Below are 12,950 nucleotides of genomic sequence, written 5' to 3'. Positions count from 1 at the left end.
GGATGATTGATTACTTTTGGCGTCACAATGTTTTGTAACTTGCTGAGTAGATTTTTATGTGTTTTAATAATTGCGTAGAATTATGTTACTAGAAATTGCTGTTTTTAATATTAGTGCAGCCCTGCAAGCTCAAAAGGCAGGCGCTGACAGATTGGAACTTTGCGAAAACCCTTTAGAAGGGGGCACAACCCCATCTTATGGTACACTTCGGTTGGCCGCTGAAAAGATCGCTATTCCCGTTTTTCCTATTATCCGGCCCAGAGGGGAGACTTCCTTTATGGAGATGAAAGTTATGAGGTGATTAAAAGGGACTTATTGCTTTGTAAGGAACTGGGATTTCCTGGGGCTGTGCTTGGTTTATTGAATCAGGACGGCTCTATTAGTGTGGGACGGACCGCTCAACTGGTGGAGCTGGCCTATCCGATGGAAATTACCTTTCATCGAGCATTTGACCGTGCAAAAGATCCCTGGTAGCGATGCAGGCACTCATTGAATGTGGTATTTCCAGGATACTGACCAGTGGTCAGCATCCAAATGTCAGTGAAGGGATTGGTCTTATACAAAAGTTGATTACCGTTGCAAAAAAAGAGATAATCATATTGCCCGGAAGCGGTGTGCGCAGTGCGACGATTCCTATGCTTATGGAAGCCGGTGCAGTTGAATTGCATTCCAGTGCCCGCCAGTTAGTTCCATCAAAAATGGATTATACAGTACACTCCATGAATGAATCACTAGACACTTGGGGCGTAGACACTGCTGAGATTAAGGCCATGAAGGCGCTGATCTCAAAGTAATGGATTCGAAATCAATCAATAGCAAATGTGCAGTATTTTGTAGCGGTTTGTTAAGATTTCAATACCAAAAAAATAGCAGAAATGGATTTTTCAAAAGCCATACTCGGTCCGGTACATTTACAAAAAGAGGCGGCAGAAAGGATTGCCACGTCGGCTGCTCAGTCCCAAAGCGCCTTTGGACAATTACTTGCTTTGATGTCTTCGCAAAATGTGCTGTGCTGTAAGAGGGCCGCCTGGTGCTTTAGTCTGGCTGCAAAATTACGGCCAGGCTGGACAATCAATTGCCAAAAAGATTTGGTAGCCTTATTGGATAGAGAAAACCCACCTGATGGGTTACTGCGTAATACCCTTCGGATTTTAAGGGATAGCCGGCTTCAACCTGCTTTTTATGACCGGCTAGCCTATCATTGTTTCAATTTTGTGGAGGATCCAAAGCAAGCCATCGCTATCAGGGCTTTTGCGATGCATATTCTGGGACAAATCGGCCTCGCATTGCCTGATATCAGAAGCGAAGTCAAAGCCATTATTGACTATTATTTTACCGGTCAGACACACGCTGGTCTGGTCTCTTCTGCGAAAGCCGTCATTACCTTATGGAATAAGGCAGATAAGCAGGCGTATAAACAGACGGATAAACAGGCAAAGACTGCTAACAATAAGTAGTCTTTCAATATAGATCACTTTACGCTAAATGGCAGGACCTGTTTGCCATGATCTGAAAAGATCACCAAGTTATAATCTCCTTTATATAGTTTAGGTGTTCTGATCCGAAAACTGTCCCCTTTAAGGATATACTTCCTATGGACAGAAAGTACTTTATGCTGCCTTTTATTATAAACGATAAATTGGATATTTCTGCTTTTTGTTGCGGCGCGTACCAATATACTACCCGTCGTTACGCTAGCCGTAAAAATGCGCTGTTGCAAACGCTGGGGTGCATCTATTTCTTCCCCAGCTGCTGCTCTGCTCTTTGTCGTAGTAATTACCACTGCTTTTGAAGCGGTGGCTTGCAGCGGAGGTGCTTCCGCTCGTTCTCTGGAAAAAACAAATATGCTGCTGACCGGATAGTGATCGGATGTATGGCCATTTTTAAAATCAGGTACGACACTGGTGATATCCGTACGGATCTTCACGGAACCTGCTTTATAATATTTATTTAATTCCTTAGATATGATCTGTTGATCGATAACGCCTGGATAATCCAGGGTAGAGCGCAAGTTGGAAAGGTCCCGGGTTAAAACATAATAGTTCGGATCCTGCATAAAGCAATCATACGGGGAAGTTTTGCCTTTGGTAATGGAGCTAGTGACATGGTCATTGAAGTCTCCCAGAAGGATGAATGGTTGTCCTGGTTTATCTTTATCCAGTGCGGCTTTTAAGGTAGTCGCTCCTTGTAGCCTTCGGTCATAACTAGATAGGTCTGCCCCGGATTTTGCATGGATAATCAAAATTCTACTTTTTGATCCAGATCAGGCGTGTGAACTGTGGTCTGTAGTTCAAATGGGTATCTGCCAGAAGCAAAATAATAGCCTGCTTTTGGATTTTGCTGTAAATAACCAGAAGTTTTAATGTTTTTAAAGATCTGTTTGTTGTAAATAAAGGCGAGTTTCTGGCTGTTAGCGTATCCGGGATCTCTGGTACCCTTGGCTCCTGAAGCGTAATCAGAAAGGGCACAAGCATAATTAACACCCAGACTGCTGGTCAACTTTTTTAAAGCAGCTGGATCTACTATCTCGCAAAGGCAATATATATCCGCCTTTAGATATCCAATGATTTTAATGGCGTTTTGGAGTTGCTGTTCTTTATTCTTAGGTCCCTGGGTAGTAGCGCCCAGCCATTCAATATTCCAGTTGACCACCGTAATCGCATCAGCGCCGTTACTGCCTGCATTATCGACAGCTTCAGTGGTAATGGTATTTGGTGTAGTTCCTTTGTTTTCTCCGTTGGCCTGCGGTTGGTTGCAACCCACAAAAAAAAGGAGTATCAACAGATAATACAGACCTTTGGCCGGTGTAATTCGCGTAAGACGGCTACTGAGACGCTCAGATTTCACAGGTGTAGTTGTTTTAAAGGTGATAAGGATTTGGGTAGCAGATTTAAAGCTTAAATGGATTGTTTTCTTAGCAGCTGATAGGTTCAAAAAAGGGGACGTTCCTGATTTGGACGTCCCCGAATATGAATTTATCTAAAATGTTGCAATTACAACATCATATCTTCAACTTTCTTGCTTTTAAAGCAGATCGGAAAGGCGATGCAACCCGCTATGCCTATAAAACTCAGAATCGGGATGACCAATTCTTTAAACTGATGCTGGGTTACAGGGTTCGTGCCATAGTCGCCATTTGCAACCACCATAATCAACCATAAGGTAGCCAGTGCAAATAAAATGATGGTAATAATTGAACCTGCCTTTTTAAAGTAGTGATTAAAAGTGGCCCAAAGTACACCAAAAGTAACCAGTGGCAGGATGGAACCAAAACTGATCGTCTGTACATTGACAATATAAGAAGACATCCCTAATGCCGTAATATTCACATAGATAGACCAGTAAGCAATATTAAGAATCGCGGTTACGAATCCTAAGAATACACCAACGTAAATTGCACGAGTAACGGGTGTGTGATAGCTTTGAAAATCATATACCACTCTGTTCTCTGAAAGATTTTGATTGTCCATGCAGGAATACTTTTGAATAAATATTAAATTATCAGGTTACAAAGTTATGACAAACGGGTTGTATCTAAAAAACTTTTTTCGGTTAAAGGTGGGATAAACCCTAAATATTACCTGATATTCAAGTTTGTTTTCTTTGGAAGATAGCAGGTAGTTTTAGAGATATATTAATTGTAGTATATATGTCAAATCAAATTTACGTATTTTTCCACAGCAGACTGCCATCACCATAGCTCAGAAATCTAAAGTCATGGGTAAGGGCATATTGATAAATGTTTTTCCACTCCTGCCCAACAATGGCTGCAATTAATAGTAATAAAGTTGAGTGAGGTTGATGAAAATTGGTCAGGATTCCATCTGCTACCCTTAATTGATAACCAGGAGCGATGATAATGCGGGTTTGGGTGACAAGCGTTTTTTTGCCAGCCTGTTTTAAACTGTCCGTAACTGCTAAAAGCGCCTCCGTCAAAGTCTTATTTTGGGGCAGCCTATAAGGCTGCCACTGCTCAACGACAAATGGATCCAACTGGTCCGTCAATAATTTAACCCCCATCCAATACAGACTTTCCAGGGTTCTAAGTGAGGTGGTGCCTACCGCCAGGATCTTACGCTTATTTTTTGCCTGCTCATAAAGCGTTTCTAAAAAATCCAGCGGAACTTCCATAAACTCTGCATGCATCTCATGGTCTTTCATCTTGTCTGCTTTGACGGGCTTAAAAGTGCCGGCTCCGACATGCAGTGTGACAAAAGCTTCTTTGATGCCTTTATCACTGAGCTTTTGGAGCAGGCTCGGGGTAAAATGCAGACCTGCCGTTGGGGCAGCAACGGAACCGTCTTTGTCAGCGTAGACCGTTTGATAAGTTTTCAAATCATTTTGTTCTGTCGCTCTATTAAGGTAGGGTGGGAGCGGAAGCTGACCGGTTAGATGCAGCATCTCTGCAAAACTAAGGCTTTCCGGTATCCAGCTAAATCGTATAAGAAAGCTATCGCCTTGCTTTTCTTGTTTTTCTGCCTGTAATTCAATGGTTTGTCCATTGTGTTCAAGTCGCATTTTAAGGGCGCCGGTTTTCCATTTTTTGGCGCCACCTACCAGGCATTTCCAAAGAACTGTGCCTTTTTGTAGCATGGCCGTTGTAATATCCGGATACGCTCCACCCGGCTCCAGACAAAATAGTTCGATCTTACTGCCGGTGTCTTTTTTAAAAATCAGCCTGGCTTCGACAACTTTCGTATTATTAAATACCAATAGGCAGTCTGCTGGCAACTGCTCATCTAATTGTTGGTAAATCTTTTCTTGGATTTGCCTAGAATCGTTGCTGTTGTAAATCAGCAGCTTACTCTGATCTCTGACGGCCAGGGGATATTTAGCAATCCGGTCTTCGGGTAGATCGTAGTCAAAGGATTCAATGGAAAGTTCCTCTGGATGAACTAAAGAGGAATTTGCATGGGGCTGCGCTGTCATAAGGATATAAACAAATGTAAAATTAAAAACTGGTCGCAAAATTACGGTTTATTGAGGTATTCTAGTGCTGCTTTGCGCTGAGATGTCAAATGGCGCTCCAAGGCGGCCGCGGTTGGCATTATCAAAACGATTTAATAAAGAACTATTGAAAAGGAGCTTTGAAAATCGTTTGGTTTAGCAGTTGGTGAATAATTGAGCAAAAATTAATGAGCATCTGTCCTCCATTAACCTGAAAATGGCGGCTTACTTTCCTGTAGGAAACGCTTTGTCATACAACTGTAAATAGTCGTCAAAACGGTGTTTTTAAAGGAATTCTAAGGAAAATAGGTGCTACTACCATCCGAATTGTAGTATCTTTGCCGTAGAATTTTAAATGATCTATCATGATTAAGACAGGTAACCCGATTATCAGTATATATACAGAAATGACGCCCAATCCGGCGACCATGAAGTTTGTAGCCAATAAGTTGCTTTATCCTGGGAAAAGTATTGATTTTCAGGATGAAACGACCGCAGGCCCTTCTCCACTGGCTAAGGAGCTCTTTAGTTTTCCTTTTATCAGAAGTGTATTTATTGCCAGCAATTTTGTGACGCTGACAAAAACCAATGATGTAGAGGACTGGCAGGAAGTTATTCCACAGGTGAAACAGTTTTTAAAGGAATACATTGAAAATGGTGGTACCATTGTCAATGAAGAAGAGGTTTCTAAGATTGTCCCTGAATCATCTAATGCAATTGCAGCGGATGATGATGATATCGTTAAGAGAATCAAGGAGTTGTTAGATAATTATGTCAGACCGGCCGTTGAAATGGATGGCGGTGCTATCCAATATAAAAGTTACAATCATGGCGTTGTTAATCTAATGCTTCAGGGAAGCTGTAGTGGTTGCCCTTCATCCATGATTACCTTAAAAGCTGGTATCGAAGGCATGATGAAAAGAATGATCCCAGAGGTCAAAGAAGTGATCGCAGAAGCTGATTAATTGAACATTCACATCGATTAATCCGGCATTTGTCTATATTTTTGTCTGGTTTTTTTGGCAAAAAATGAGTCCCTTTATAGGGGCTCTTTTAATTAAACCACCTATATTGCAGCTGATTTTAAAGAATAGGGAGGATAAGAATATCCTCCCGCATTACATCTTATTTTCTCGCCGGGCCGCTTAGAAAACCCGGAGACTCTTTAAAGCCCTTTTCGTAGCGGCTGTATTTTAAACCTTTGGCTACTAACGGCTTTTTATTTCTTTAATTATAACGGCGTTTTTTCCACAAATCTCTGTAGGAAAGTGTCACGCCCAATTTAAAATAATTTTCCTGAATCAGGTTGTTTGTTGTGGTGCCTCTGGTACCGTATTGCAGGCTGATTAAGTAACTCAGACTGGATCTTTTGGAAAACAAACCTATCCCTAATGAAACGCCTTTATCCTGGATTTGCTGGCCATACATATTCACATATTCTGTATTAAAAAAAGCGCCGGCCTGCAAACGGAACTTTTCCATTTCTAAATACTGTCCGTTATATAAAAGGACTTTTCTGGGTGCATAACTCATCCCAAAGGAGAGTTGTGAGCTATTATTATATCCATAATTATACCCGTTGGTTGAATTCCCGACATCTTCCCATTTGCCGTATTGGTAATCTGAGGCAATGGTAAATGTCCTGTTGTAGGTCAGTGAGAGCCCGCCACCGATCTGGTCAGGGAGGTTAAAGCGCGTGTCTCCCAAAGTTGAGTCGGAGATGATATTAGTGGGTGCCCCATTATCCGGATCACCAGAGCTCATGGAAAGTGAACGGTCGCCTTTAAGGGTTGCCTTTTTTGTAGCGGTAAGGCCCAGACCCAGTCTGATCTTATCTGAGAGATTGCCTTGGTATTGCAGTCCCCCCGTGAAATTAAATCCTGCGTAATAAAGACGGTTAGCGGTATTGAGCTCGTTGCCAATGTAATTGGCTCCATATAAATATTCGGTCTGGGTCATGTTACCAAACAGATAGGAGCTATTTAACCCCAAAGAGAAATTCTTATTCAGTCTGAGACCATTGGAGAAATACACTTGATTAATGCCTCCGGTGCCTTCATAATAGGTCGTGATATAATCGCTGGTCCCGATAATGTTTTTCTCTCCATACAGGCTATAGTTGCTGCTGCTGTACTGCTTCAGCCCCCAGGCCGCTCCCCACCATTTTGTAAGCTTCGTAGCCATGGCAAACCGCTGAAATTGAGACTGATTTGATCTGATGGGATCTTTTATGGGTGTACCGGTGTAATTGATGGACTCAAAGCTGCCATTGAGTTCAATGGCAAAAAAATGATCATCCAGATAGGGCAGGGAAGCCGGATTAGATTCAAGGATAAAGCGTCCATCCCGTAGTGATCTGGTTGCGCCGCCCATACCACTGCCATAATCATAATTATCTTGACGGATATTGCCAATGCCCAGCATGGAATAGACCGAAATATTGCTCTGGGCATGAAGTGTTCCCAGCGTGCAAAAGCAAATTGCGGACATGAGAGGCATTAGCAGGGATTGATATTTTATGGATGTAACCGTCATTATTGTACAGATAAGTATTGAATTTTGAGTGTGGCCTTGCCTTTAGCAGCGCTGGCATCTCCTAGTTGCAGCCGGTTGAAACTATCATACCGGTTGGCATAGGGGCCTGTTAGCAAGAGGCCTTTTTTTAGCGAACCTGCGGTATTGTCACGCATGAGTGTTGACAAATAACTGGTAATATCAAATGAATAATAGGTGCCCAGCCCTGAGGTATTCTGATAGTCAATCACCAGATTACCGCTAAGTGCACTGCCTGAATTATCTGTCAACTGGCTGCCAAAACCATTATTTAGGTCTGTGGTAAACAGATTTAGCGTTGTTGGCAGTGCAAACTGCCTGAGGGTTCCCTGATCTGTTGGTTGCAGATATAATTTGGCGGCAATTATCTGCAAAAAGCCCGCTCTTTGCACCAGTGATCCAATCGACGGAAATTGTATTTTGATCATATAACCGGCCAGGGACTGCAACAGGGCATTATGACCTGAGCTGCCACTTGAGATGACAGGATTGGTCAGGGAAATGCCGGCCGCAGCCAGGCTTCCCTTGCGGTTAATGTCTATATGATTAAACTGGTGAGTAGCATCATTTAAACTAAAGACGGCCGTGTGCTGCGTTGCCTCTGGTAGCCCGGGTGTTTTGTAATAAACCCGCAATTCTATACTATCCTTAAACCCGTAGGCAATTTTATTTTGACTGGTAGGGGCAATTTTTAAGCCCTTAAAATAAGGCAAGAACTGATTGACAGACTGAATAGCTATATTTTTTTGAATGAGCAGATCCAGTAATTGCTGGCCAAAATTGTCAGACATTCTTATACTCATGGAATCAGCTGTGCCAGGCAGATCCGGACGCAGTATTTTTGAACCGGTCGCAAGTGGAGTCGTCTCGGCCAAAAAGGAGTCGTGATTGTATAAAGTTTCATCTGTGCCTGGGGTAATCTGCTCTTTTAGTTGATAGATGCCTACCTGAAAAGGTAAGGTGGTATCTCCTGCATATTTACCTGAATCCAGCCGCATGACCAGGCAAACAGAATCCAGCGTGGCATTGTCGTAAGTGGTGGCTGTTCCGCTGTAGCTAGGTGGCGCCAGTTCAAAATACGAACTCATTGTCAGATCTCCTACGGCAGTGTCTGAGATATATCCCAGCAGTGCTGTTCCTAGGTCTGCTGTCGCAAAGCTATCTGTATAAACAGTAGACAAAGTTGGTGTGAGACTGTCTAATTGTATGATTTGGGTGTACTGGCCATCGACAAACTGACCACCATATTGAATATCTTTTTTCGTACAACCGGCGGTGGCTACCGTTGTCAGTATTGCTAAAGTCGCTAAGTGTTGCCAGGTGTTTAAAGTCCCTGTTTTTTTGAAAAAAGACATAAGTCGGTCAGGAAATAATGAGCGGCAATGTTAGTTCCATTAAATGTTACAAAGGTGTTAGTGTGTATGAACTGGCCAAATTCATAGACGAATAGGCTCAATGTGTCGACAAGCTCGTAATGCCCGACAGGCGTGGATTTCAGCGGAAAAAATTGCCATATTTTTAACCTGATTTCTCATAGAACACCCCTTCCTTTGTACCAGAAAATGTCGCCCGAGAACGCTTATCCTGGTAAGCTTTGCTACTTGTGAGGTGGACTTTTTCTAGGCCTTCTTATTGATTAATCTCTTAGACGTACACTATTGCATAAGTTTAAATCATACATGCTGGGTTCCAGAACACTCTCCACCTTGGGGCAAATTGTGTTATGGGTGATGTTCTTTTTATTTCCCCTGCATTTATATAATGTGCGGATAATGGATCCCCACTTTTTCCAGCGGCAATTAATTGATAATATCTTTTTTGTGTTGCTTTTTTATGTAAATGTCAATTTTCTGGTTCCTAAATACCTGATTAAAGGGCGCAAGGCTAAATATTTTCTGGGGGTAGGAGTAATACTCATAGTTGTCTTTTGTCAACAGGTTCTGACAGAACATGCGTTTCTGCCGCCTATACATGCAAGGTTTGAACACCATGAAATGGCTTTCCCGGCCGCCAGAGGACGGATGGGACCCCATGATGATTTTTACGTTGAAAGAGGTACCACACAAGCCATTACTGCAGGCAAATTAGCGGACAGTGCCTATATTAGAAAGTATGGGCTGCCTCCACGCCCGGTAATATTGCCGCAAGGGCAGCACCGTCAGATGTTGATCCGCAAGGGCCAAGTTGGAATGGACGATGGTCTGCCTTTTGTTAAAGGGGTGGATGGATTTTTTATTTTTATGGTCGTCAGAAGGGCCTTTAGTACTTCATTATTGCTGTTATTAGTGGGCTCTTTCTGGAAAATTTCTTTTGTCTGGTCCAAGGCTGAAAAAGAAAAAGAACGACTGGAAAAAGAAAAGCTGGGTGCAGAACTAAAACTTTTAAAAAGTCAGATTAATCCGCATTTTCTGTTCAACGTACTCAATAGTCTATATGCGTTATCTTATAAAGAACAATCTAAAGTATCCACATCTATTTTAAAATTATCATATATCATGCGTTATATGATATACGATACGGCTGCCACGGCAGTACAGTTACAAAAAGAAGTCGATTATATAGAAAATTACATCGCTTTACAAAGGCTACGAATGCCGGATTTTATTGATATTTCTTTTAAGGCGGAGGGCGTATTGGCCACGCATTTTATTGAACCAATGCTACTGCTGCCTTTTATTGAGAATGCTTTTAAGCATGGGGTCAGTTATCTGACACCTTCTAAAATCAGCATTCAATTACTGATTAAAGCAGATGAGCTTTATTTGGAAGTGGATAATCCTATCGCTGGGCATAAACAAGTAGGACTACCCTCAGAAGGAGGTGTAGGTCTGAATAATGTGAGCGAACGCCTGAAATTATTATATGGAAGTTATTATGATCTGAAAATCCAACAAGCGGATCAGCGCTATAAGGTCAACTTGCATATTTCATTAAACAAAATAAAAAGGATCTGTATGATTAAGTGTATTATCATTGATGACGAACCGCTGGCCATAGAAATTTTAAAAGATTTTATTGAGCGAACCCAGGATTTACAGCTGGAAGCCAGCTTTGTCAGTGCAACAGAGGCGTTGGCTTATGTGGAGCGCTCCGATGCAACACTCGTATTTTTGGATGTACAGATGCCGGATCTAAATGGCATGGACTTTTTAAAACATCTGAACAGAAAACCAATGGTGATCCTGACCACAGCCTATCAGCAGTTTGCGGTACAAGGCTATCAATATGATGTAGCCGGTTTTTTGGAAAAGCCAGTCGCTTATAGTCAGTTTCTAACCGTGATTCACAAAGTAAAAAAGAAGCAAGAGGAGCTGGCGCTATTTGAAAAAACAGATGGGCATGATTTTCTTTTTGTCCGTACTGAGTATAAACTGATGAAAATCAATTATGCAGATATCTTATTTATAGAAGGGATGAAGGATTATTCCAAGATTTATATGAAAGGAAAAGATAAGCCCATCATTACCCTGCAGAACCTGAAATCTTTTGAAGAGAAGTTGCCTGGAAGGCATTTTGTCCGGGTACACCGTTCCTATATTATCTCTGTTACACAGATTGAATTGATCCATAAAAGCAGCGTCCTGATTGCACAGCATGAGCTGCCCATCAGCGACGGATTTAGGGAACAGTTAAATAAAATAATCCAACTCCATTCATAGATGGAGATTAGGTATTGGTAGATAAATCAGGGCACTTCGTCCAGAAATAGACGTTTTGAGTCCATTTTAACGATTTGAACCTCCTTTTAACTGATACTTTCACCACCAAACAAATTGTAAAAAAGGTATTTATGAAAACAAATAGACTGTTCCTGCTATTAGGGATCTGCCTTATGCTGGGTACTGCATGTACTAAATCGACGACTTCTGACGATGAAGAAGATGGCAACTGGGTAACGCGTTCCACCCTGGATGGTGTGGCAAGATCATTTGCGGTGGCATTTACCATTGGTGATTATGGCTATATCGGCACGGGCCTGGACGGCAACAATAAATTATTAAGTGATTTCTGGCGTTATGATCCGGCGACCAATTCCTGGACACAGATTGCTTCTATGGCGACCGCAAGACATTCTGCCGTTGCCTTTGCCATTGATGGGAAAGGGTATGTAGGAACAGGAACGGATGGTGTTGGCAATTACTTTAATGATTTTTATCAGTATGATCCGACTAGCAATATCTGGACTAAAAAAGCAGATTTTGCGGGCGCAGCCAGGTCCAGAGCAGTAGGCTTTGCTATTGGAGATAAAGGCTATATTACCTGTGGCTGGGACGGTACTTATTATAAGGATATGTATGCTTATAACCCCACGACAAACAGCTGGGCAGCCGAGATTTCTCTGGGCGGCGACAAGCGTGTCGGTGCCATGAGTTTTGTATACAATGACGAGGCTTATATTGTAGGGGGAACCAACAGCAGCGGACAGGCTGCAACTGACTTTTGGAAATTTTCTCCTGCCACGGACAGCTGGACCGAACTCAATAAGATTACCACTGCCACGGATGATGATTTTGATGATGACTATACGGACATTGTACGTACCAATGGCGTAGCCTTTGTTATTGGTGACAGAGGATTTATTACCACTGGGCAAAGTGTTGACAATGGCAGCTATGTAAATAAAACCTGGTGTTATAATTTTGCGACCGATCGTTGGACGCGCAGAACACCATATGAAAGTACCAGAGCCAGCCGCCGCGGAGCAGTCGCCTTTACGGTAGACGGACGTGCATTTGTCGGAACAGGTATTAACACTGGACAGCCCTTTGATAATTTTGATGAATTCCTGCCTGATCAGACTTATGAAGAAAATGACTAATCTTAATCCTGGCCTGATGCGCGCAATCATCTGCTCTGTGCGTCAGTTTGTAACAAGGCGGTTTGATTTATCATTGATGGTATGGCTATTTTTTGTGGCTACTTTGCCGTTGCTAAATAGCTGCCAAAACAGTGACCATAGCCAAAATAAGAATCGGACGGAAAGGTTAACCAAGGCGGGGGCTTTAGGCCAAAAGGCAGCAATCCCTGCTGTAACCCCTGCTGGCGTCCAGGCAGGTGCCCCTATATTTAACGAAGACAGTTCGCTTTTAAGGGTGCAGGCCGTAAAATTAACGGCCTCAGCAGCAGATGCGCGCTGGGGATATGAGATTTATGTGAAGGACAGTTTGTTGATAAGGCAACTCAGCGTGCCTGCTGTTGCGGGTAAATATGGGTTTACAAGTAAGGCGGACGCCGAAAAGATAGGAGAAATGGTTATACGTAAGCTTAAAACCCATCAAATACCTTCCATTAGCCTGGAAGAGTTAACTAAGGCGGGCGTTAGGTATAAGGCGTTTTAAAGCAATTTGACGCATTTTGACGCCCTGAGGTTGCAGGCTAAGTCTTTTTGACTTTTTTAAAATTGGTGTTTATTTAGCGGGCTAGATGATCCCTGCTTGATTTTAAAATAA

The 12,950-nt window shown here is 42.4% G+C and carries 11 protein-coding genes and 1 pseudogene; 6 read left to right on the top strand and 6 right to left on the bottom strand.

Annotation, left to right across the window (positions count from 1 at the left end):
* Window positions 1–82: 82 nt before the first annotated feature.
* Window positions 83–794, top strand: a pseudogene (locus FSB73_RS27500) (copper homeostasis protein CutC).
* A gap of 81 nt (window positions 795–875) precedes the next feature.
* Window positions 876–1,457, top strand: a complete 582-nt coding sequence (locus FSB73_RS07090; RefSeq protein ID WP_146780848.1) for a hypothetical protein — start codon at window positions 876–878, stop codon at window positions 1,455–1,457.
* A 14-nt stretch (window positions 1,458–1,471) separates the two neighbouring features.
* Here the strand turns inward: FSB73_RS07090 and FSB73_RS07085 are convergent, their stop codons facing one another.
* The 4 genes from FSB73_RS07085 to FSB73_RS07070 all read right to left on the bottom strand — a co-directional run bounded on the left by FSB73_RS07085 (window position 1,472) and on the right by FSB73_RS07070 (window position 4,929).
* Window positions 1,472–2,242 carry an exonuclease/endonuclease/phosphatase family protein gene (locus FSB73_RS07085; protein WP_146780847.1) on the bottom strand — a complete coding sequence of 257 codons (771 nt, stop codon included), beginning with the start codon at window positions 2,240–2,242 and terminating at the stop codon, window positions 1,472–1,474.
* Window positions 2,239–2,847 (bottom strand): exonuclease/endonuclease/phosphatase family protein, encoded by a 609-nt coding sequence (locus FSB73_RS07080; RefSeq protein WP_146780846.1) that lies wholly within the window; start codon window positions 2,845–2,847, stop codon window positions 2,239–2,241. Before FSB73_RS07080 ends, FSB73_RS07085 begins: the two co-directional genes overlap by 4 nt.
* Window positions 2,848–2,993: 146 nt before the next feature.
* The gene (locus tag FSB73_RS07075; RefSeq protein WP_146780845.1) at window positions 2,994–3,470 is read right to left on the bottom strand and encodes a hypothetical protein; all 477 of its coding nucleotides are present in this window, start codon (window positions 3,468–3,470) and stop codon (window positions 2,994–2,996) included.
* 193 nt (window positions 3,471–3,663) lie between these two features.
* The gene (locus tag FSB73_RS07070; protein WP_146780844.1) at window positions 3,664–4,929 is read right to left on the bottom strand and encodes an S-adenosylmethionine:tRNA ribosyltransferase-isomerase; all 1,266 of its coding nucleotides are present in this window, start codon (window positions 4,927–4,929) and stop codon (window positions 3,664–3,666) included.
* Window positions 4,930–5,312: 383 nt separating this feature from the next.
* Between FSB73_RS07070 and FSB73_RS07065 the strand changes: the two genes are divergently transcribed.
* Window positions 5,313–5,912, top strand: coding sequence for a NifU family protein (locus FSB73_RS07065; protein ID WP_146780843.1), 600 nt, complete (start codon window positions 5,313–5,315; stop codon window positions 5,910–5,912).
* A gap of 262 nt (window positions 5,913–6,174) precedes the next feature.
* On the opposite strand, the gene FSB73_RS07055 is transcribed toward FSB73_RS07065, so the two are convergent.
* Together FSB73_RS07055 and FSB73_RS07050 are read right to left on the bottom strand one after the other, a co-directional pair.
* Entirely contained in the window at window positions 6,175–7,437 is a 1,263-nt protein-coding gene (locus tag FSB73_RS07055; RefSeq protein ID WP_146780841.1) for a hypothetical protein, read from the bottom strand.
* A 44-nt stretch (window positions 7,438–7,481) separates the two neighbouring features.
* On the bottom strand, window positions 7,482–8,855 hold the full coding sequence (locus FSB73_RS07050; RefSeq protein WP_146780840.1) for a DUF4270 family protein: 1,374 nt from the start codon (window positions 8,853–8,855) through the stop codon (window positions 7,482–7,484).
* Window positions 8,856–9,179: 324 nt separating this feature from the next.
* Here FSB73_RS07050 and FSB73_RS07045 point away from each other — a divergent pair, with 324 nt between their 5' ends.
* The 3 genes from FSB73_RS07045 to FSB73_RS07035 all read left to right on the top strand — a co-directional run bounded on the left by FSB73_RS07045 (window position 9,180) and on the right by FSB73_RS07035 (window position 12,839).
* Complete coding sequence (locus tag FSB73_RS07045; RefSeq protein ID WP_146780839.1) at window positions 9,180–11,159, top strand: histidine kinase; 1,980 nt, start codon at window positions 9,180–9,182, stop codon at window positions 11,157–11,159.
* Between the two features lie 131 nt (window positions 11,160–11,290).
* On the top strand, window positions 11,291–12,319 hold the full coding sequence (locus tag FSB73_RS07040; protein WP_146780838.1) for a Kelch repeat-containing protein: 1,029 nt from the start codon (window positions 11,291–11,293) through the stop codon (window positions 12,317–12,319).
* Window positions 12,320–12,335: 16 nt separating this feature from the next.
* Complete coding sequence (locus FSB73_RS07035; RefSeq protein WP_158639445.1) at window positions 12,336–12,839, top strand: DUF4907 domain-containing protein; 504 nt, start codon at window positions 12,336–12,338, stop codon at window positions 12,837–12,839.
* Window positions 12,840–12,950 lie beyond the last annotated feature (111 nt).

The organism is Arachidicoccus ginsenosidivorans, assembly GCF_007971385.1.
Classification (GTDB): Bacteria; Bacteroidota; Bacteroidia; order Chitinophagales; family Chitinophagaceae; genus Arachidicoccus; species Arachidicoccus ginsenosidivorans.
This window is presented reverse-complemented; position numbering and strand designations above follow the sequence as displayed.